The organism is Sphingomonas sp. EU05-FHT14C10 (genome assembly GCF_058790595.1).
Map to the genome: position 1 here is coordinate 193452 of NZ_JBYTEN010000004.1, position 20010 is coordinate 213461.

20 protein-coding genes are annotated in these 20010 nt (G+C 68.5%); all 20 read left to right on the forward strand.

Annotated elements, in window-relative coordinates:
• The first annotated feature begins 30 nt into the window (after positions 1-30).
• The 20 genes from AC3WT0_RS06965 (at position 31) to AC3WT0_RS07060 (ending at position 19873) form a co-directional block, all read left to right on the forward strand.
• On the forward strand, positions 31-1314 hold the full coding sequence (locus tag AC3WT0_RS06965; protein WP_492752504.1) for a sigma-54 interaction domain-containing protein: 1284 nt from the start codon (positions 31-33) through the stop codon (positions 1312-1314).
• Complete coding sequence (fliE, locus tag AC3WT0_RS06970) at positions 1305-1658, forward strand: flagellar hook-basal body complex protein FliE (protein ID WP_492752507.1); 354 nt, start codon at positions 1305-1307, stop codon at positions 1656-1658. The genes AC3WT0_RS06965 and fliE overlap by 10 nt, the downstream gene beginning before the upstream one ends.
• Positions 1659-1661: 3 nt before the next feature.
• Positions 1662-3485 (forward strand): flagellar basal-body MS-ring/collar protein FliF, encoded by a 1824-nt coding sequence (gene fliF, locus AC3WT0_RS06975; protein WP_492752511.1) that lies wholly within the window; start codon positions 1662-1664, stop codon positions 3483-3485.
• A complete protein-coding gene (fliG, locus tag AC3WT0_RS06980; RefSeq protein ID WP_492752513.1) occupies positions 3482-4495 on the forward strand; it encodes a flagellar motor switch protein FliG in 1014 nt (337 codons plus the stop codon). Before fliF ends, fliG begins: the two co-directional genes overlap by 4 nt.
• The gene (locus AC3WT0_RS06985; protein ID WP_492752516.1) at positions 4488-5270 is read left to right on the forward strand and encodes a FliH/SctL family protein; all 783 of its coding nucleotides are present in this window, start codon (positions 4488-4490) and stop codon (positions 5268-5270) included. The genes fliG and AC3WT0_RS06985 overlap by 8 nt, the downstream gene beginning before the upstream one ends.
• Positions 5270-6595: a FliI/YscN family ATPase gene (locus tag AC3WT0_RS06990; protein WP_492752518.1), complete on the forward strand. Its 1326-nt coding sequence runs from the start codon at positions 5270-5272 to the stop codon at positions 6593-6595. The genes AC3WT0_RS06985 and AC3WT0_RS06990 overlap by 1 nt, the downstream gene beginning before the upstream one ends.
• Positions 6595-7032: a hypothetical protein gene (locus AC3WT0_RS06995; protein ID WP_492752520.1), complete on the forward strand. Its 438-nt coding sequence runs from the start codon at positions 6595-6597 to the stop codon at positions 7030-7032. The genes AC3WT0_RS06990 and AC3WT0_RS06995 overlap by 1 nt, the downstream gene beginning before the upstream one ends.
• Positions 7033-7054: 22 nt before the next feature.
• A complete protein-coding gene (locus AC3WT0_RS07000) occupies positions 7055-8581 on the forward strand; it encodes a flagellar hook-length control protein FliK (RefSeq protein ID WP_492752522.1) in 1527 nt (508 codons plus the stop codon).
• 26 nt (positions 8582-8607) lie between these two features.
• Positions 8608-9210 carry a flagellar basal body-associated FliL family protein gene (locus AC3WT0_RS07005; protein ID WP_492752525.1) on the forward strand — a complete coding sequence of 201 codons (603 nt, stop codon included), beginning with the start codon at positions 8608-8610 and terminating at the stop codon, positions 9208-9210.
• A gap of 29 nt (positions 9211-9239) precedes the next feature.
• The gene (locus AC3WT0_RS07010; protein ID WP_492752526.1) at positions 9240-10166 is read left to right on the forward strand and encodes a flagellar motor switch protein FliM; all 927 of its coding nucleotides are present in this window, start codon (positions 9240-9242) and stop codon (positions 10164-10166) included.
• Positions 10163-10462, forward strand: a complete 300-nt coding sequence (gene fliN, locus AC3WT0_RS07015; protein ID WP_492752528.1) for a flagellar motor switch protein FliN — start codon at positions 10163-10165, stop codon at positions 10460-10462. The genes AC3WT0_RS07010 and fliN overlap by 4 nt, the downstream gene beginning before the upstream one ends.
• Positions 10459-10722: a flagellar biosynthetic protein FliO gene (locus tag AC3WT0_RS07020; RefSeq protein WP_492752530.1), complete on the forward strand. Its 264-nt coding sequence runs from the start codon at positions 10459-10461 to the stop codon at positions 10720-10722. Before fliN ends, AC3WT0_RS07020 begins: the two co-directional genes overlap by 4 nt.
• A gap of 61 nt (positions 10723-10783) precedes the next feature.
• Positions 10784-11602 carry a flagellar type III secretion system pore protein FliP gene (gene fliP, locus AC3WT0_RS07025; protein ID WP_492752532.1) on the forward strand — a complete coding sequence of 273 codons (819 nt, stop codon included), beginning with the start codon at positions 10784-10786 and terminating at the stop codon, positions 11600-11602.
• 4 nt (positions 11603-11606) lie between these two features.
• Positions 11607-11876 (forward strand): flagellar biosynthesis protein FliQ, encoded by a 270-nt coding sequence (gene fliQ, locus AC3WT0_RS07030; RefSeq protein ID WP_492752533.1) that lies wholly within the window; start codon positions 11607-11609, stop codon positions 11874-11876.
• Positions 11877-11878: 2 nt separating this feature from the next.
• Positions 11879-12658: a flagellar biosynthetic protein FliR gene (gene fliR, locus AC3WT0_RS07035; RefSeq protein ID WP_492752536.1), complete on the forward strand. Its 780-nt coding sequence runs from the start codon at positions 11879-11881 to the stop codon at positions 12656-12658.
• On the forward strand, positions 12655-13788 hold the full coding sequence (locus AC3WT0_RS07040; protein WP_492752538.1) for an EscU/YscU/HrcU family type III secretion system export apparatus switch protein: 1134 nt from the start codon (positions 12655-12657) through the stop codon (positions 13786-13788). The genes fliR and AC3WT0_RS07040 overlap by 4 nt, the downstream gene beginning before the upstream one ends.
• 48 nt (positions 13789-13836) lie before the next feature.
• Positions 13837-15528, forward strand: coding sequence for a flagellar filament capping protein FliD (gene fliD / locus AC3WT0_RS07045; RefSeq protein ID WP_492752539.1), 1692 nt, complete (start codon positions 13837-13839; stop codon positions 15526-15528).
• Between the two features lie 7 nt (positions 15529-15535).
• On the forward strand, positions 15536-15934 hold the full coding sequence (fliS, locus tag AC3WT0_RS07050; RefSeq protein ID WP_492752540.1) for a flagellar export chaperone FliS: 399 nt from the start codon (positions 15536-15538) through the stop codon (positions 15932-15934).
• A 163-nt stretch (positions 15935-16097) separates the two neighbouring features.
• The gene (locus AC3WT0_RS07055) at positions 16098-16727 is read left to right on the forward strand and encodes a response regulator transcription factor (protein WP_492752542.1); all 630 of its coding nucleotides are present in this window, start codon (positions 16098-16100) and stop codon (positions 16725-16727) included.
• Positions 16728-16732: 5 nt separating this feature from the next.
• Positions 16733-19873 (forward strand): PAS domain S-box protein, encoded by a 3141-nt coding sequence (locus AC3WT0_RS07060; RefSeq protein ID WP_492752544.1) that lies wholly within the window; start codon positions 16733-16735, stop codon positions 19871-19873.
• Positions 19874-20010 lie beyond the last annotated feature (137 nt).

Sequence of the window (20010 nt, forward strand, 5' to 3'; positions counted from 1 at the left end):
GCAGCCGCCCGGAACTGTGGGGGTTCAACGATGCGGTCCATCTTGCCGAGCGCCGAGTGCGCCCGGGCCAATCCTGTGCTGATTTCGTGGATGCGCGGGCTCGGATTCGACGTCCGTCCTTATGCCGGGGAACGCCCCCGCCCGATCGATTCGTTCATCGTGATGGAAGAGGAAGGCCTGCCCGCGCCGCGCAACACGCTGGTGCTCGGCCGCGGCGCGGATCGCGAAGTCCGCCTCGCCAGCGAAGGCGCGCCGGCCCGCCTCTCTTACGGCCGTGACGACATGATCTTCGGCCACGCCTTCGCTGCCGCCCTGCTGCGCGGCGAAAGTGCGCCCGCCGCCGCCGATCCGCAGAGCCTCGCGCTCTACGCGCTGGCCGAACGCGTCGCCGCCAGCGACATCACCGTCCTCGTCAACGGGCCGACCGGCACCGGCAAGGAAGTTCTCGCGCGCTACATCCACAATCGCTCGGATCGCCGCGACGGTCCCTTCGTCGCGATCAACTGCGCGGCGCTTCCCGAAACCATGCTCGAAGCGCTGCTGTTCGGCCATACCAAGGGCGCCTTCACCGGTGCTGCGGGCGCGTCCGAAGGCTTTTTCCGCGCGGCGAACGGCGGCACGCTGCTCCTCGACGAAATCGCCGAGCTGCCGCTGCCGCTCCAGGCCAAGCTGCTCCGTGCGCTGCAGGAGCGTGAGGTCGTGCCGCTCGGCGCCACCGCGCCCGAGCCGATCGACGTCCGCGTCATCGCCTGCGCCAACCGCGATCTCGGCCGCGAAGTCGGCGCCGGCCGGTTCCGGGCCGACCTTTACTACCGGCTGAGCGTCTTCCCGCTCACCACCATCGCGCTCGCCGAACGGCGTCAGGATGTGGCGGCGCTCGCCGCGACGATGATCCTGCGCCACGCCGTCGGCCGTTCGGTCATTCCCTGGCCCAGCCTTGCCGCGCTCGATGCGCTGCTCGCGCATGACTGGCCGGGCAATGTCCGCGAGCTCGAAAACGTCATCCAGCGCGCGCTGCTCCTCGCCCCCGGCGACCGGATCGAGGCGGAGCACATCATCTTCGACCGCGCCGGCGCGATGGCCTTCGCGCCCGCAGCGCCCGTCGTCGAGGCGCAGGACGATCCGACGCTCGGCAACATCGTCAAGCTCAGCGAATATCAGGCGATCCGCGACACGCTCGCGCTGTGCGGCGGCAGCCGCGCCGAGACCGCGAAGCGCCTCGGCATTTCCGAACGCACGCTGCGCTACCGCCTCGCGCGGATCCGCAGCGAAGGCGGCAGCGTCGCCGCGCCTAGCCGGAGTGCATGGGCATGAACGTCAGCGGAGCCATGGGTGCGGACAGGGTGCTTGCCCTGCGCGCGCAGATCCTCGAGCGCAACGAGGCGCTCAAGAATGCCGGTTCGACCACGTCGGCCGCACCGGCCAAGACGGGCGCCAGCGGCGGTTTCGGCGATACGCTCGAAGCCGCGCTCAAGGCCGTCAACCAGCAGCAGGACGCCGCGCGCGCGGCCAGCGACGCCTATGAACGCGGCGAAACCGTCGACGTCGCCAAGGTGATGCTCGCGCGCCAGCAGGCCTCGGTCAGCTTCGAAGCGACGCTGCAGGTCCGGAACAAACTTCTGTCCGCCTACAAGGACATCATGAGCATGCCGGTGTAATCGATGGCGACCAACGCACTCACGCCCGCAGGCGAGATCCTGCCCCCCGCCGGCCCGCCGCAGCCCGCCGTTGCCGTTCCGGGCGCCCGCGATCCGCTTGGCATGGCGAAGGAATTCCTCGCCCGCCCGATCGTTCGCAAGAGCCTGCCGGCGCTTGCGGCCGTCGCCGTCGCCGGCCTCGCCGCGCTTGCCTGGATGATGCTCGCCACCCCGCTGCAGAAGATCCTCTTCTCCGGCCTCTCGGATGCCGACAAGGCTTCGGTGTCCGAGGCGTTGACCCAGAGCAACATCAAGAGCCACATCGACAATTCGACGGGCACGCTGACCGTGGCCGAGGATGATTTCTACAAGGCGCGCATGCTGCTCGCCTCGCAGAACCTGCCCAAGACGGCGCCCGGCGGTTATGCGATCCTCGATCAGCTTCCCATGGGCGTCAGCCGCGCGGTCGAGGGCGAACGCCTTCGCCAGGCGCGCGAGACCGAGCTCGCCAAGTCGATCGAGGAGATCGATTCGGTCGCCGACGCGCGCGTCCACCTCGCGATGCCCGAATCGAGCGTCTTCGTGCGCGACAATGCGTCGCCCTCGGCCTCGGTCATCGTCCGCCTCGCCGCCGGGCGCTCGCTCGGCGAATCGCAGGTCCGCTCGATCGTCAACCTCGTCGCCTCGTCGGTGCCGGGGATGAAGCCCGAGGCAGTGACCATCGTCGACGGCGCGGGGCAATTGCTCAGCAAGCCGGGCGCCGGCGGCGTCACCGCCGATGGCGACCAGCGCATCGATTTCCAGCGCCGCGTCGAGGACAAATATCGCACCCAGCTGATCCAGCTGCTCACTCCGCTCGTCGGCGCCGGCAATTTCAGCACAGAGGTCCAGGCCGACGTCAATCTCGACGAAAGCCAGGCGACGCGCGAAAGCTACGACAAGGACGGTTCGCTCCGTGCCGAACAGGGCAGCTGGACCGCCGACCGCGCCGAGCCGACCCCGCAGGGCATCCCCGGCACGCTGTCGAACACCCCGCCGCCCGCCACCCAGGTCAAGGCTGGCACCGCCGCGCCGCAGCCGCCCCAGGCGGGCACTGCCGGTGCGCCCGGCGCCCCGGGTGCAGCCGGTGTCCCGGCGGCCAACGGCACGCCGGCTGCTGCCGCCGCGACGGCTGCCAATGGCGGCAAGATGCCCGACAATCTCAAGCAGTCGGATCAATATGCCCGCTCCTACGAGGTCGGCCGCGAAGTCTCGGTCACCCGCGCCGCGCCCGGTTCGATCAGGCGGCTGTCGGTCGCGGTCGTCCTGCGCGACGCCGAAGGCGCGAAGCCGCGCACCCCGCAGGAAATCCAGCAGATCAACAACCTGATCCGCGCCGCCGTCGGCTTCGATCCGGCGCGCAACGATCAGGTGACGGTGATCAGCCGCCAGTTCGCCGCCGATCCGCTCGGCGCCAAGGCGGCCTGGTACGATGCCGGCTGGTTCCCCGTGCTGGCGCGCAACCTCACGGCGCTCGCCATCGCGCTGCTCGTCCTCTTCGTGGGCGTCCGCCCGCTGATGAAGGGCCTGATCAGGAAGAAGGAAGCCCCGGCCGCCAAGGGCGCCGACGGCCAGCCCACGCCAACGGTCGAAGGCGGTGAGATCGAGGCCACGCGCCCGATGTCGGGCGGGTTCGGCTCCCCGGCATCGCCCGACGGCTATCAGCCGGTCAGCATCGAGATGCTCGACAGCGCGCGCAGCTATGACGACAAGGTCCGGCTGGTGCGCGATTTCACCCGCGACAATCCGGCGCGCGCTGCGCTCGCCGTCCGCGACATGATCCGCTCCGACGAGAAGGCCGGCGCATGACCCTCGAGATTTCCGGCCGCAATCTCAGCGGCGTCGAACGCGCCGCCGTGCTGATGATGCTGGTGGGTGAGGAGGAGGCTGCGGCCATCCTCCGCAAGCTGGAGCCCGACGAGGTCCGCCAGCTCGGCAAGGCGATGTTCGCCGTCGCCGACGTAGGCGAGCCCCAGGTCGCCGCCGTCCTCGACGATTTCGTCGGCAAGGCGCGCGAGCGCACCGCGATCGGCTTCAATCCGCGCCCGCAGATCGAACGCACGATGACGATCGCCCTCGGCCCCGACAAGGCGGACAGCGTGCTCGCGCGCATCACCCCGCCCGAGGATGTCCGCTCGATCGATCTGCTCGACTGGCTCGACGCGCCGGAGATCGCGCGCATGATCGAGAATGAACATCCCCAGCTCGCGGCCGTGCTGATCGCCAATCTCGATCCCGCCGTCGCCGCCGAGGTGCTTCAGCTGATGCCGGAGGCCGTGCAGCCAGAGATCGTTCACCGCGTCGCGACGCTCGGCCCGGTCACGCAGGAAGCGCTGCAGATGCTGCGCGACATGCTTGCCGCGCGCATGGGCAAGTCGCATTCGCCGACCCCGGTGCCGCTGGGCGGCGCGCGCGAGGCGGCAGCGATCATGAACAATGCCCGCCGCGCGACCGAGCAGAAGGTCATGCCCAAGGTCGCGAAGATCGATCGCGAGACCGCGCGCAAGATCGAGGAGGAGATGTTCATCTTCGAGCATCTTCTGGCGCTCGACGACAAGAATATGGGTGCGCTCCTCCGCGGCGTGGAGGCCGATGTCCTCACCGTCGCGCTCAAGGGCGTGGACGAGGCGGCGCGCAATCGCTTCCTCGGCTGCATGTCGGCGCGCGCCGCCGACGGCATCCGCGACGAGATGGAGGCGCGCGGCCCGATGCGCCTCAGCGAGGTGCTCGAAGCGCAGAAGACGATCCTGACGGTCGCGCGCCGCATGGCGGCCGATGGCGCGATCATGCTCGGCGGCCGGGACGACGATTATGTCTGACGGCCCGATCGGCTTCGTGCCGCAGGGCGATGCCCGCAGCGTCGGCACCGGCGCGCTCGGCGACTATATGGCAGCGCTGCGCGGCGGTTTCTCCGAAACCGCTTTCGTCCGCGCCGACAAGGGACCGGTGGGCTTCACCCCCGTGTCCCCGGTGCCGTCGCCTCAGCAGGGGCCCAAGCATTTCAGCCCCGCCGATCCGGACAATAATCCGACCGCCGGCTGGAATCCCTTCGACGCCGCGACCGGCGACGAGGAAACCCCGCCTGAACATGATGCCGAACCGCTGCTCGACGCGCTCGATACTGCGCGGGTCGAAGGCTATTCCGCCGGTTTCGAGGCCGGCGCGCGCCAGGCCGCGCTGGAGGCCGAGGCCCAGGCCGCGATCGGCGACCGGCTCGTCGCCGCGTTCGATGGCGTCGCCAGCTTCGATCGCGACCGGCTGGCCGCGCATCTGCGCCAGACCGTCCTCTACCTCGTCACCCGCATGGTCGGCGAAGTCGGTGTCGCGGGCGATCTGCTCGCGCTGCGGATCGAGGCGGCGGTGAAGCTGCTCGCCGACAGCAGCGAACCCGCGCTGATGCGGATGAACCCCGAGGATCTGGCGCTGGTCGAGGGCCGCGTTCCCGAACGCGTCTTCGCGATCGGTGACAAGGGGGTCGAACGCGGCGGCCTCGTGATCGAGACGCGCACCACAGTGATCGAGGACGGCCCGTCGGCCTGGCTCGCCCAGCTCGCAGCTGCCGTCGACCGCGTCGCGCTTCCGGACGCCGGCTGATGCTCAACGATTTTGCGGCCGACTATCTCGATCGGCTCCGCACCGATTTCGCGCCCGCCCCCGAAGTCATCGGCCGCCTCGCTTCCTATGACGGCCTGCTGATGGAGGCCGTCGGCCTGTCGCTTCCGGTCGGCACCATGTGCCGCATCGGCGAAGGGGCAGGCGCGGTCGAGGCCGAGGTGATCGGCTTCCGCTCGGGCAAGACGCTGATGATGAATCTCGGCGGCCCCGCCGCCCTGCTGCCCGACGCGCCGGTCCGCCCGATCGGCCAGCCGGGCGAGGCGCAGGTGGGCAGTGCACTGCTCGGCCGCGTCGTCGACGGCGCGGGCCGCCCGATCGACGGGCTTGGCCCGATTCGCGGCGCCAAGAGCTGGCCGCTCGCCGGCCGCCACCAGAATCCGCTCGATCGCGGCCGCGTGCTCGAACCGCTCGATGTCGGCGTGCGCGCGATCAACGGCCTGCTCACCATCGGCCACGGCCAGCGCATCGGCATCATGGCAGGCTCGGGCGTCGGCAAATCGGTGCTGCTCGGGATGATCGTCCGATCGGTGAAGGCCGATGTCGTCGTCGTCGGGCTGATCGGCGAACGAAGCCGCGAAGTCACCGATTTCCTCGAAACCAAGATCGCGGGCGAGGCGCGCGCGCGCAGCGTCGTCGTCGCCGTTCCCGCCAATCATTCGCCCGTGCTCCGCATCCGCGGCGCGATGCGCGCGACCGCGATCGCCGAGGCGTTCCGCGCCGAGGGCAAGCGCGTGCTGCTGATCATGGACAGCCTGACGCGCGTCGCGCATGCCGGGCGCGAGATCGGGCTGGCGCTGGGCGAACCGGCATCGGCGCGCGGCTATCCGCCTTCCGCCATCGCGATGCTGCCCAATCTCATCGAACGCGCCGGCGCGGACGCCAACGGAACCGGCTCGATCACCGCCATCTACACCGTGCTCGCCGATGGCGACGACGGCAGCGATCCGGTGGTCGATTCGGCGCGCGCGATCCTCGACGGGCATATCGTGCTGTCGCGCGCGCTCGCCGAACGCGCCGTCTATCCGGCGATCGACCTCGGCCCCTCGGTCAGCCGCGTGATGAACGACATTGTCGGGCCCGAGCATCGCCACGCCGCGCGCGTGCTGCGCCGTCATCTCGCCACTTACGAGGAAAACCGCGACCTTATCCTGATGGGCGCCTATCGCGGCGGGACCGATCCCGCGCTCGATCAGGCGATCGCCTGCCATCCCGCGATCCTCGAATATATCCGCCAGAGCGCCGACGAGGCGGTGTCGCTCGATGAGGCGACCGCCGAGCTGGTCGGCCTGTTCGGCGACGGTTGATGGCGCGGCGCGATCCGAAGCGCCTCGGCCGGATTCTCAAGGTCCGTTCCTTCCAGCTCGATCAGGCGCGCGTCGAGGAAGTCGCCGCCGCCGATCGCGCGAGCAGCGCGCATGCGCTGGCCCAGCGCATCGCATCGCTCTCCGAAGGCGTCGCGCCGCGCGAAGGCACTGCCGAGGGGCTCAATCTCTTCGCCGCCGCCCATTATCGCGAACGCCTCGCGCGCTCGCAGCAGGAAGCGCAGCGCCGGATTGCGGAGGCGACGCGCCAGCTCGATCAGGCGCGCGAGCAGACGGGCGCCGCCAAGCGCAATCATGGCGCGGTCGAGAAGCTGATCGACCGTGAGCTGGAGGCGCGCGCGCTCGATGCCCGTCGCGCGCTCGCCAACGCCCCGCATCAGGCGCGCGCACTGGCACGGTCCTTGCTGAAATCAGGGTGAACCGATCAACACCGGAGCGACCGTGAACAGTCTCAGTCTCGACATCCTTGGTCTCGCCAGCGCAAAAGTGCCCGAAATCCGCGCGCCCGAAGGAGCAGCGGGGATGTTCGCATCGCTGGTCGCGGGGATCGGCGATGCACCGGGCGCTGCCGTTCCGGGCGTGGTCTTGCCGGATGCCCGGCAAGATCTTGCCGCCGGCGTCTCGACCGCAAGCATCGCCGTCGCGGCCGTCGCAGCGACGGCGCCCGATGCGCCGCTTTCGGATATGGCCGCCGCGCTCAGCATCGCCCCCGCTGACGACGCAACCCCCGCCGCCCCGGCCCGGCCCGATCCCGAGCAGGTCGGCGTCTGCACCGTCGTCGTCACCCCGCGCTTCCGCCCCGTGCCGCCCGCTGCCGATGGCGATGACGCCGAACCGACTGAAAACGAACAACTTCCTGCGCCGGATGCCTCCCTCCCCGCCGATGCCGACGAAGATCGCGCCGCCGACGCCGTCGTCGTCATGCTCCCGCCCCGCAAGTCCGCGCCCCTCGGCACGACGCCAGTTTCCCCTGACAACCCAGCAGGCAAGCCCGCCGCCACGCCGCCCCAGCCGGCGCGATGCGAAGTCATCGTTCCGCGCTTCAAGCCCGCCGATCCGGTCCCGGCGGTGTGCGAGACCGAGGTGCCGCTGCTTCCCGTCGCCGACGATCGGCAGCCGGAGGACGACGCCGGGGACACGCCCGCGCCGACCGACCAGGCTCCATCCCCGGTCCCGACTCCCGCGCCCATCCTTGTCCCGGTCGCCGCGCCCGTTGCGCCCGTGGTCGGCACGCCCATCGAGCCGGTGCAGACCGATGCCGATGCGCCGGTCGCCGGCGTCGACGCGGATGCATCGCGCAAGCCCTCCTTCGTGCCCGCAGGCGACGATCAGGCGCAGCCCCAGTCCGTCGCGCCCGCGCCCGTCAAGCCCGCTATCGTGCTGCCCGTCCTCCCGACGGTCCAGCCCGACGCCGCGACGCTTCAGGCCGTCGCCGCACTCGTCCAGAGCTTCAGCGAGGATCGCCGATCGACCGCCGCCACCGACAGCCAGTCGGCCGCGCTCGGCGCGGTGACTGCCGCCACCACGACGACCACGCACCGCGTCGAGGCGCCCGTCGCCGCGCAGAACGCGCCGATGGTCGACACACGCCGCGCCGAATGGATGGAAGCGCTCATCGATCGCATCGACGAGCAGCGCGGGCATAATGGCCGCAGCGTCCACATCGCGCTCAGCCCCGATGCGCTTGGTGGCGTCGAGGTCAAGCTGCGCCAGGATGGCGACCGCGTGCACATCGCCTTCACCACCGATACCGCGCAGGCGCGCGCGCTGCTGAACGAAGCCGCGCCGCGTCTCGCCCAGCTTGCCGATTCGCGCGGGCTGAAGCTCGGCGACACGGGCGTCGAGCAGCAGGGCCGCCAGGATCGCGGCGCCTCCGACCAGCAGGCGGCTGCGCCCGATGCGCCGGCATCCGCCTTTTCCGATTCGACCAGCGAGGAAGCGGCCGACGCCGCCGATCGCATCGCCTGAACCAAAAAGACCGAAGGACCGGGACCGTGAGTGACGCGAAAGAAAAACCTGCAAAGAAGAAGGGCAAGCTGCCCCTGATCATCGCCGGCGTTGCCGGCGTGCTGCTGATCGGCGGCGGCGCCGGCGCGGGCATCTATCTGTCCAGATCGACCAGCGCACACGGCGCGGAGGCCGAGAAGAAGGACCAGCCCCAGCTCGTGCTGAAGGGGCAGGAGGAAGAGAAGAAGGAGGAAGGCGGCCACGGCGAGAGTGGCGGCAGCCATGGCGGCGCTGCCGAAGCGGCGCCTCCGGGATCGGAGAATGCCGCCAAATATGCCTCGAGCTATTATCAGCTCCAGAAGGAATTCACGTCGAACCTCAAGGACAGCCCGCATTTCATCCAGATCGGGCTGGCCGTCTCGACCAATTACGACAGCCGCGTGATCAAGAATGTCGAGGCCAATGAGCTGGCGGTCCGCTCGGCCATTCTGATGACGCTCAGCGATACCGACGAGATGCAGGTCTTCAACCCCGAGGGGAAGAAGCAGCTCCAGAAGCGGCTGGTCGGCGCGATCAATCAGGTTCTCACCGAAAAAGAGGGATTCGGTGGAATTGGTAACGTCTATTTTACCAATTTTATCGTTCAGTAACCATAACGAAGGGGGCGAACGAACTTCCGATGATCGACGAACGCATTGCCGACTCCGATGACGCCAAGACGCCGAACCAGGCGCGTGTGCTGGGTGCCGGCGCGCGCAATGCGCTGGGCGATCTCGCCGGTCTGCGCCCGATCGGCGGCCGCCTCGCGCGCACGCTGCGCGAACTGTTCGAGCCGCTGCTCCGCACGCAGGTGAAGGTCGTGGCCGATGCGCCGCGCATCGTCCGCTTCGACGATTATGCCGGGACGCGCGGAGGCGCCTTGCCGGTCTTCGCGTCGATGACGATGGCGCCGCTCGCCGGGCATGCGCTTGCGGTGTTCGACGGCGAATCGATCTTCGCGATGCTCGATCTCTTCTACGGCGGCAGCGGACAGGTGCCGTCGCCGCTTCCGTCGGATTTCCCGCCCAGCGCCGAGGCGGTTGCGCGGCGCGCGGCGCGCGGCATCGCCGATCGCATGGCGGACGCCTGGCGCGATATCGCCGCGCTCGATTTCGCGGTCGACAAGGTCGACACCAATGCCGCGATGCTCGCCGGCGTGGACTTGGACGACCGGCTGGTGCTCGCGCGCTTCGCGCTCACCGAGCTCGACGGTCGCAGCTCGACGGTCGACATCCTCTATCCGGTCGACGGGCTGAAGCCGCTTGCCCCGCAGCTCGGCGCTAGGGCCCGCGCGCGCGCCGGCGATCCGGGCTGGTTCGGTGCGCTGACCCGCACGGTGATGGATGTGAAGCTTCCCGTCCGCTCGGTGCTTGCCGAGCAGACGGTGCCGCTCTCGCGCCTGATGAACCTCCAGCCCGGCGACATCATCCCGATCAGCTTCGGGCCCGAAGTTCCGCTTTTCGTCGCTGACAACCGCTTTGCCCGCGGCTCGGTCGGCGCCGCCAACGGTCGCGCGGCCATCCGCGTCGCGCGGCTCGAAAATCTTCCAGACGAGGACCAGCAATGACCGACATGAGCGCTTCCTTCGCGGCCGACACCGGCGTCGCCGCCAATTTCCGCCTGCTTCAGGATGTCGATGTCCGCCTGTCGGTGGAAGTCGGCGCGACCAAGATGAAGCTGCGCGAGCTGCTCGCCATGGGCGAATCGAGCGTCGTCGAGCTTGACCGTCACGCCAACGAACTGCTCGACGTGCTGGTCAACGGCACGCTGATCGGGCGCGGCGAGGTGGTGACGGTGGGCGATCGCTTCGGCATCCGCATCACCGAGCTGGCCGACAACGGCATGGCCGTGGCCAAGCAGTGATCTGGGCCTATCTCCTCAAGCTGGCGCTGCTGCTCCCGCTCGTCTGCGGGTTGCTGTTCCTGTGCCTGTGGGCGTGGCGCAAGCTGGAAAGCCGGCTGCCCGGCACGCCCTCGAACCGCATGATGAACGTGCGCGAGACGATGATGGTCTCGCCGGGCCTGCGCCTCGCGGTGATCGAGTTCGAGGGGCGCAAGCTGCTCGTCTCGGTCGGCCGCGGCGGGGTCAACCTGATCGACAAGGTCGAATCGAACAATGGCTGATAGTGCATTGGTCTTTCCGTTCGTCCCGAGCGCAGTCGAGGGACGTTCGGCGCCGGGCCGCGTGTCTCGACTGCGCTCGACACGAACGGTGCTGGGACTATTTATCGTTCTTCTGGTCGCGCTGATCGTCGCCGCGCCTGCATTCGCGCAGGCGGCGCCTGCCGTTCCCGTCAGCCCCGTCGCGCCGGCCGCGCCCGGCGCCGCCGACGCGCTCGATCGCGCGATGAGCCAGCTCGGCGGCAAGGAAGCGCCGATGGCGCTCTCGCTCCAGATCCTGATCCTCATGGCGCTGCTGACGGTGCTGCCGTCGCTGCTGCTGATGATGACCAGCTTCACGCGCATCATCATCGTGCTGTCGATCCTGCGCCAGGCACTGGGGCTTCAGCAGACCCCGCCCAATCAGGTGCTCGTCGGCCTCTCGCTGTTCCTGACGCTGTTCGTAATGGCGCCGACGCTCTCGCAGGTGAACAAGGTCGCGATCGAGCCCTATGCCGCCAGCCGCATCGGCGCGACCGAGATGATCCGCAACGGCGGCGACGTGCTCCACGGCTTCATGGTCAAGCAGACGCGCGTGAAAGACGTGACGATGTTTTCCAGCATCGCCAAGGTCGGCCCCTTCGCCAAGCCTCAGGACGTGCCCTTCTCGGTGCTGCTCCCCGCCTTCGTGACCTCGGAGCTGAAGACGGCGTTCCAGATCGGCTTCCTCATTTTCCTGCCCTTCCTCGTCATCGATCTCGTCGTCGCCTCGGTGCTGATGGCGCTCGGCATGATGATGCTGTCGCCGACGATCATCTCGCTGCCCTTCAAGCTGCTGCTGTTCGTCCTCGTCGACGGCTGGGCGCTGACCATGGGTTCGCTCGCCAACAGCTTCGTCAGCTAGCGCGATGGATTCCTCCTATTTCCTGACCGTCGCGCGCGAGGCTTTGTGGGTGCTGGCGCTCGCCGCAGCGCCTGTGCTGATCCCCGCGCTGCTCGCGGGCCTGCTGCTCGGCATGGTCCAGGCGGCGACCTCGATCAACGAACAGACTTTGAGCTTCGTGCCCAAGCTTGCCGTGGTCGCGCTGTCGCTGGTGATCTTCGGCGGCATGATCATGGGGCTGCTCAGCGACTTCACCGTCTCGATCTTCGAGCGCATACCGGATCTGGTCCGCTAGCGATGTTCGGCCTCGGCCTGCCTTCGGTCGAACCCGCGCTCTGGTCGCTGCTGTTCGTCATGGTGCGGATCGGCGCGGCTTTCATCGCCGCGCCCGTGTTCGGCGCCATGTCGGTGCCGCTGCCGATCCGCATTGTCCTGTCGGGGGCGATCGGCGTCCTCGTCGTGAACAACATCCATCTCGTGCCCCCGGCGCAGATCTTCGCGGTCACGACCTTCCTGTCGATCGCGGCGGAGGCGCTGGTCGGTCTCGCGCTCGGCTTCGTCATCCAGATCGCATTTGCCGCCCCGCTGATCGCGGGCGAAGCGATCAGCGGCACGATGGGCCTCGGCTTCGCCGCCGCCGTCGATCCGCAGAACGGCCAGTCCACACCCGCGATCGGCCAGTTCATGATGATCGTGATGACTTTGCTGTTCCTGTCGCTCGACGGGCACCTGATCCTCGTCGACCTGCTGGTGAAAAGCTATGTCGCCTTGCCGCCCGGCGCCGCCTGGCTCGATCCGCGCAAGCTGGAGGGCATTGCGATGTTCGGCAGCTACGCCTTCGCGGCGGGGCTGCTCCTCGCGCTTCCCGTCGGCTTCATCCTGCTCTGCCTCAACATCATCGTCGGCATGCTGTCGCGCTCGGCGCCTTCGCTCAACCTGTTCGCGGTCGGCCTGCCCGCCAGCCTCGCGGTCGGCGTCGTCGCGCTCGCCATCGCCTTCCCGGCGATGGGCGACTACATGGTCGTCATCGTCCGCGAGGGGCTTCAGGCCGCCGATAATCTGGTGCTCGCGCGATGAGCGACGATTTCGGCGAAAAGACGGAAGCCCCGACACCCAAGCGTCGCAAGGACGCGATCGACAAGGGTGAGATCCTCCGCTCGCGCGATTTCGCGACGGCAGCGGTCGTGCTTGCGGGCTGCGCCTGGCTCGCCTTCGCCGGCCCGTCGCTGATCGGCGCATTCAAGGCGGTGATGGTCGAAAGCCTCCAGTTCGGGCGCGGCGACATCGACGATTTCCAGCCGCTCCGTCCGCTGATGGCGACGGGGATCAAGCTCGCGCCGTCGCTCGGCGCGCTGTTCGCGCTGACCATGGTCGCCGCGATCGCCAGCCAGGCCGGCCTCGGCAGCGCGCGCTTCAACGCCTCGCTCTTCGCGTTCAAGGGCTCGCGCATCAATCCCGCCTCGGGCCTGAAGCGCATGTTCGGGCTTCAGGGGCTGGTCGAGCTCGGCAAGTCGCTGCTCAAGGTTCTCCTGCTCGGCGCGATCGGCGTCTGGCTGCTCTGGTCGATCCGCAACGACGCGCTCGGGCTGGTCGCGGGCGACGTCGAGCGCTCGGTCGGCTCGCTCGGCCATATCTTCGTCGTGGTGCTGCTGACGATGGCGGGCGGGCTGCTGCTCATTGCCGGCGTCGACGTGCCGATCCAGATGATCCGGCTGTTCGCCAAGCTGAAGATGAGCCGCAAGGAAATCCAGGACGAGCACAAGGAATCCGAAGGCTCGCCCGAAATGAAGGCGGCGCTCCGCCGTCGCCAGCATCAGCTGCTCAAGGGCGGCGCGCGCAAGGCGGTGGAAAGCGCGCATGTCGTGCTCACCAACCCGACGCACTTCGCCGTCGCGCTGCGTTACGAACGCGGGCAGGACGAAGTGCCCGTGGTCGTGGCCAAGGGCCGCGGCGCGACCGCGCTCGCCATCCGCGAGCTGGCGGGCGAGCTGGGCAAGCCTGTGCTCGAATATCCGTCGCTCGCGCGCGCCGTCTATTACACCAGCCGCGAGGGGCAGCAGATTCGCGACGATCTCTACGTGGCGATCGCCACCGTTCTGGCCTTCGTCTTCGGCGTGAACATGCGCGCCGGCGGCGATCAGCCCAGCGTCCTCGTGCCCGACAGCGCGCGCTTCGACGAGAATGGGCGGCCGGAAAGAAAGAGCTAAAGATTTGAGCTTCGCAGCCGATTCTAGGGACAAGGAAAGGCGAGGACCATGGCCACGACGAGCAGCACGACGACGACCGGGGCATCCTCGATCAATTCCATCCTGGGCGTCGGCTCGGGGATCGATACCAGCGCGCTGGTCAACCAGCTCATCTCGGCGCAGTTCGACACCAAGACCCAGGCGCTCTCGTCGCAGAATGACAAGCTGACCGCGCAGATCTCGGCGGTCAGCGCGCTCAAGAGCGGCATCACCACTTTCTCGACCTCGCTCAACACGCTGCTCGCCGGCGGCACGCTGCAGACGCAGCCGGTCAGCTCGAACACGAGCATCCTGACCGCCAAGGCGCTGGCCGGCGCCAGCATCGGCAATCTGACCTCCGAGGTCGAGGTCCAGCAGCTCGCGAGCAGCCAGCTCCTCACCTCGCAGCAGTTCGCCAGCAAGACGTCGACGCTCGGCACCGGCTCGCTCACCTTCACCTTCGGCACTGCGAGCTGGACCGGCGATACGATGAGCGGCTTCACCGCCGATTCGGCGCGCACCCCGGTCACGCTCAACATCACCAGCGGCAACAATACGCTCGCCGGCATCGCGCAGGCGATCAACGGCGCGAACATGGGCGTCACGGCGACGGTAGTGACCAGCACGACCGGCGCGACGCTGTCGATCAAGGGGCCGAGCGGCGAGGCGCAGGCCTTCCGCATCGACGCGACCGAGACGAGCACCGGCGACGCCGGCCTTTCGTCGCTGGCCTATAGTCCGGACGGCGCGTCGCTCAGCCTGTCGCGCAAGGCGCAGGATGCGATCGTCGTCGTCGACGGCGTGACGGCGAAGCGGGCGACCAACAGCATCACCGATCTCATCCCGGGCATGCAGCTCGATCTCGCCAAGGCCGAGGTCGGCACGAAAGTGACGCTCAACCCGTCGCGCCCCACCGATGCGATCAGCCAGGCGGTCAATGATTTCGTCTCGGCCTATAACGAGCTGAAGAGTTTGCTGGCTGCGGACACCGATCCGAAAACGGGCACGCTCAACAACGATCCCGCCGTGCGCGCCATGTCGCAGCAGCTGGCGTCGCTGACCTCGACCCAGCTTCTCGCCACGGCCCCGGCCGGCGCGCCCAAGACGCTGGCCGAGATCGGCGTGCGCACCAACCGCGATGGCACGCTCAGCCTCGACAGCGACAAGCTGACGGCCGCGCTCGCCAACTATCCCGATGCGGTCGAACAGATGTTCAACCCGCAGCAGACCGTCGACAGCCCGTTCCTGACGGTCACGTCGAAGCAGGGCGCGACGGCTGCCGGCGTCTATCAGATCAGCAACGTCGTTGCGCGCCAGACCGGCCAGTCGGCGTCGGGCACGATCGCGGGGATGGCGGGCCTTCCCGTCGGCGACATTCTCAGCGCGTCGCGCGCCTCGGCGGCGGCGGGCCTCTCGCTCAAGGTGACGGGCAACGTCGCCTCGGCGACCGTCTCGATCGATCTCGGCATCGGTCAGATGATGGCGAACCTGGCCGCCAGCATCACCGACAGCAAGACCGGCCTCGGCGCCAGCAACGATCGTTATACGCGCCAGCAGTCCGACCTCGCCGATCAGCAGGACAAGCTCAGCACCGACAGCGCGGCGATGCGCGATCGCCTGACCCAGCAGTTCGCGACGATGGATTCGCGCGTCGCCGCCTATAAGGCCACCCAGAGTTTCCTTGAGCAGCAGATCAAGGTCTGGACCAACTCGAACAACTGATCGCGCGATGCAGTATGCCACCAGACTTCGCGGCGATCCGGGCGAAACATACCGCCAGATCGACATCGCCAGCCGCACCGGCGGCGCATCGCCGCATCAACTCATCACCTTGCTCTACGAGGATCTGTTGCGCGCCCTGAGGCTTGCGGCGCTCGCAACCGAAAAGACCGATCACACCGCCAAGAGCAAATATGTCTCCAAGACGCTGGCGCTGCTCTTCGCGCTCGAATCGGGGCTCGATTTCGAACGTGGCGGCGATGTCGCGACCACGCTGTCGCGCTTCTATCGCGGCGCGCGCGAGGCGATCATGGCGGCCAGCATCGCCATGGATGCCGACAGGCTGCGCGAAGTGGCTGGAAATGTGTCCGAAATAGCGGACGGCTGGCGGATCATCGGAACCCGCTGATCCGCATTTCGTTGGCGCTGCGATGGCTGCCACGGCCTTCATCAGGGTGAAAACACGGGATTTCACCGTCCCTGCCGACGATGCTACAAGCATCGCGCGCCTCGTGCGCGCGCAAGGTCGGAAATGGGGGCCGGGGGGCGCCCTTGCGAGGGAAGGAGAGAATTTGGCTTATAAGGTGCTGATCGTCGACGATCATCCAATGTGCGGGGCGGCGCTCGCCATGGCGACCCGCGCGGTCGATTCCACCGCGATCGTCGAGCAAGTCGAAAGTCTGGGCGCGGCCGAAGCCAAGGCGCGCGACGGCGGTTTCAATCTGGTGCTGCTCGATCTCATGCTGCCCGACGTCGCAGGCATGGGCGGTCTGCTGTTGATGAAGCACATGCTGCCTGGCGCGGTGCTGGCCGTGGTGTCGAGCCGCGAGGATCCGGCGGTGATCCGCGGCGCGGCCGGCTATGGCGCGAAGGGCTTCATTCCCAAATCGGCATCGATGCCCGACATGATAGAGGCGCTGCGCAAGCTGATCGCGGGGGAAACCAGCTTTCCGCCGCACGTGCTCGACGGCGTAGAGGAAAGTCCCGGCGCGCGCCGCCTCGCCGAGCTTTCGGCGGCGCAGCTTCGCGTGCTTCGCGCGATCGCCAGCGGGCGGCAGAACAAGCAGATCGCCTTCGAGCTCGGCATCGCCGAGCCGACGGTCAAGTCGCATCTGGCGGCGATCTTCCGCAAGCTGGACGTGACCAACCGCACTCAGGCGGTGCTGCTTTACCAGTCGCTCGATCCGCAGCCCGCGGACTGACGCCGGTGGCCAAAAGCGCGAGGATCGGTCCGCCCGTCGCCGTCCTCGCGGCGGCGGCGGCGATCGGGCTGTTCGGCGCGACGCGCAGCATCATCCTCGCGCGCGACGGCCATCTTTCGACGCTGTGGCTGCCCAACGCCTTTCTGCTTTCGCTCGCGGCGCTCAGGCGCGACTGGCGGGCGCGGTCGATCGTCGCGGTCGGCTCGGTGGCGACCGCGCTCGCCAACCTCGCGCTCGGGGAAAGTCCGGCAATCTCGATCGGCCTGATCGTCGCCAACGCGGCAAGCGTCTCGGCCAATCTGCTTGTGCTGCGCGCTCTTTTCCCCGAGGGCCTGAGCTTCGCGCGGCCGACCTATATCCTGCGCATCGCGCTCGGAGCCGTAGTCGGCGGTCTGGCCTCGGCGCTCGTCGGCGCGCCGCTCGTCGCCTATGGCCATCATGTCGATTTCGGGCGGCTGTTCCTTGAATGGGTGATCGCCGACGCGCTATCGACGCTGCTTTTCGTCCCGCTCATCATCCAGATCGCCGATTACCGCGCGTCCTCGCACGAGGAGAGGCCGCGTTTCAGCAAGATCGCGGCGATCACGCTGATGGTAGTCGTCGCGGCGGTCGGCGTCTTCGGGCAGACGCTCGGCCCCAGCCTCTATCTGCTGCCCCCGGTCGTGCTTGCAGCCACTCTGGCGCTCGGCCCGTTAGGCGCCGCGATCGGCGTCGCGGCATCGGCCGCGACCGCGCTGCCGCTCACCTATTTCGGCTTCGGCCCGGTCGCCAAAATCTATGCCGACTGGCCGGCGCGCGCGCTCTTCCTCGAGCTTTACTGCGTCGTCCTGATCTTCTCGACCGCGCCCGTCGCCGGCACGCTCGCGCGCATCCGCCGCATCTCCAGCGATCTCGCGGCAAGCCGCGAGCAATATAGCTCGCTCGTCGGCAATCTCGGCGAGGTCATCTTCAAGACCGACGATCGCGGCCGCTGGTCCTTCCTCAACCCGGCGTGGGAGCGGCTGACGGGGCGCGGCGTGGAAGCCAGCCTCGGCCGGTCCTTCCTCCATCTCGTCGATCCGGCGGCGCGGGCCAGGGCGCTCGACGATTTCGCGCCATTGCTGGGAGGCGATATCGACCAGTGCCAGGTCGAGCTGCTCTGCCGCCGCGCCGACGGCAGTGTGCTCTGGTGCGAAGTCACCGCCGAATCCGAACGCGAAGCGACCGGCCGGCCGATCAGCTTCTCGGGCACGATCCGCGACATCAGCGCGCGCAAGGCGAGCGAGCTGAAGCTGGCCGAAAGCGAGCGGCGGTTCCGCACGATCACCGAATATGCGACCGACGTCGTGATGACGAGCGATCAACGCTCGGTCTGCACTTATGTCTCGCCGTCGATCCGCGAGATACTGGGTTATGAGCCGCACCAGATCGTCGGCACGCGCCTGATCGACCTCGTTCATCCGGAAGAGGTCGAAGAACGCAACAAGACACGCAACGCGCTGCTCGCCGACCCCGAACTGAGCGCCAGCAGCCGGATGCGCATGCGGCGCGCCGACGGGCAGTGGCTCTGGATGGAGGCCAAGTCGCGGCTGATCGACGAGGATGCTCGCCACCCGCGCATCCTGTCGGTGATCCGCGACATCGAAACGCACAAGCGTCTGGAGAAGGCGCTGGTCTCGGCGCGCGACGCGGCCGAGGCGACGGCCAAGGCCAAGAATGATTTCATCGCGATGATCAGCCACGAGATCCGCACGCCGATGACGGGCATCCTCGGCATGATCGATCTGCTGCGCGAGACCGAATCGGCGTCGGAACGCGCGCGCTACGTCCAGATCCTCGAAAGCTCTTCGCGCACGCTGATGCGCATCCTCGACGATGTGCTCGATGTGGCGAAGCTCGATGCCGGTGCGGTGCGCATAGAGGCCGAGGCTTTCGATCTCCGCCTGCTTGCCGCGACCACGGTCGATCTGTTCCGCAGCGGCGCGGCGGCGCGCGGCGTGTCGATGAGCCTTGCCTTCGATGGCCCGGCGCCCGCGCATGTGCTGGGCGATGCGGCGCGTCTCCAGCAGATTCTCGCCAATCTCGTCGGCAATGCGGTCAAGTTCACCTTCGAAGGCAGCATTGTGCTTCGCGTCCGGCAGGAGGAAGGCGATCGCTGGTCGTTCCGCGTCACCGATCAGGGCGTCGGCATCGCGCCCGAGGCGCTGGCGACGATCTTCGAGCCCTTCTCGCAGGCCGACGCCTCGACCACGCGGCGCTTCGGCGGCACGGGGCTCGGCCTCACCATTGCCCGGCGGCTGGTCGAGGCGCTGGGCGGCGCGCTCACGGTTGAGAGCGTCGTCGGCAAGGGATCGAGCTTCGCCTTCGCCATCCCGCTGCCGGCCGCCTCCGCCCCTGCCGAGGCGATGGCCGATATCGGCGGCGGCACGGCCAGGAGCGAGGGGCGGCCGCTGTCGCTGCTCGTGGCGGAGGACAATGCGGTCAACCGCCTGCTCATCGTCACCCTGCTCCGCCGCATGGGCCACCGCGCGCTGACCGTCGACAATGGCCGCTCGGCGGTCACGGCGGCGCGGCAGGGCGGCTATGATGCGATCCTCATGGACGTGCAGATGCCGGTGATGGACGGGGTGGAGGCCGCGCGCGCGATCCGCGCCTTGCCCGCACCCAACGGCACTGTCCCGATCATCGCGATCACCGCTGATCCCTTTGCCGAGGATTCGGATCGGCTGGCTTCGGTCGGCTTCGCCGCGATCATCGCCAAGCCGATCGAGCGCGCGGCGCTGGTCGAGGCGCTGGCGCAGATCGCGCCGCGCTGCGTGCCGCGCCCCGATCTCGATCATGTCGCGCTCGCTGAGATGGAGGCGCATGTCGGGCGCGCGGGGGTCGAACAGCTTCTCGATCTCTTCGTCACCGACGGAGCGATGCGGCGCATCGCGCTCGCGGCCGCGCTCGACGCGCACGATCTCCAGACGGTGCGCCGGCAGGCACACGCCATCGCGGGTGGCGCCAGCGCCGCCGGCACGCGGCGGCTGGAGGCGACGGCGCGCCGGGCGATGCGCGCACGCTCGACGCTTGCCGAGGGGCGTGCGCTCCTCGAAGCGCTCGACGATGCGCTGATCGAGGTCGGCGCGGTCCTCGCCCGCCGCCCCTCCGCCGAGCACGCCTGAGGCTTTATCCCGTCACGTCGAGCCGCTAAGCAGCCCGCCGGATTGAGCGGAAGGATGGCCATGAAGACGAGAGCGGCGGTAGCGTTTGAGGCGAAGCGTCCATTGGAGGTTGTTGAGCTGGATCTTGAGGGTCCGAA

Coding starts and splice junctions, on each gene's coding strand:
- fliG (WP_492752513.1), top strand. CDS start 3,482: ATGACCCTCGAGATTTCCGGCCGCAATCTCAGCGGCGTCGAACGCGCC.
- AC3WT0_RS06995 (WP_492752520.1), top strand. CDS start 6,595: ATGGCGCGGCGCGATCCGAAGCGCCTCGGCCGGATTCTCAAGGTCCGT.
- AC3WT0_RS06985 (WP_492752516.1), top strand. CDS start 4,488: ATGTCTGACGGCCCGATCGGCTTCGTGCCGCAGGGCGATGCCCGCAGC.
- AC3WT0_RS06990 (WP_492752518.1), top strand. CDS start 5,270: ATGCTCAACGATTTTGCGGCCGACTATCTCGATCGGCTCCGCACCGAT.
- fliF (WP_492752511.1), top strand. CDS start 1,662: ATGGCGACCAACGCACTCACGCCCGCAGGCGAGATCCTGCCCCCCGCC.
- fliE (WP_492752507.1), top strand. CDS start 1,305: ATGGGCATGAACGTCAGCGGAGCCATGGGTGCGGACAGGGTGCTTGCC.
- fliN (WP_492752528.1), top strand. CDS start 10,163: ATGACCGACATGAGCGCTTCCTTCGCGGCCGACACCGGCGTCGCCGCC.
- AC3WT0_RS07040 (WP_492752538.1), top strand. CDS start 12,655: ATGAGCGACGATTTCGGCGAAAAGACGGAAGCCCCGACACCCAAGCGT.
- fliS (WP_492752540.1), top strand. CDS start 15,536: ATGCAGTATGCCACCAGACTTCGCGGCGATCCGGGCGAAACATACCGC.
- fliD (WP_492752539.1), top strand. CDS start 13,837: ATGGCCACGACGAGCAGCACGACGACGACCGGGGCATCCTCGATCAAT.
- AC3WT0_RS07010 (WP_492752526.1), top strand. CDS start 9,240: ATGATCGACGAACGCATTGCCGACTCCGATGACGCCAAGACGCCGAAC.
- AC3WT0_RS06965 (WP_492752504.1), top strand. CDS start 31: ATGCGGTCCATCTTGCCGAGCGCCGAGTGCGCCCGGGCCAATCCTGTG.
- fliQ (WP_492752533.1), top strand. CDS start 11,607: ATGGATTCCTCCTATTTCCTGACCGTCGCGCGCGAGGCTTTGTGGGTG.
- fliR (WP_492752536.1), top strand. CDS start 11,879: ATGTTCGGCCTCGGCCTGCCTTCGGTCGAACCCGCGCTCTGGTCGCTG.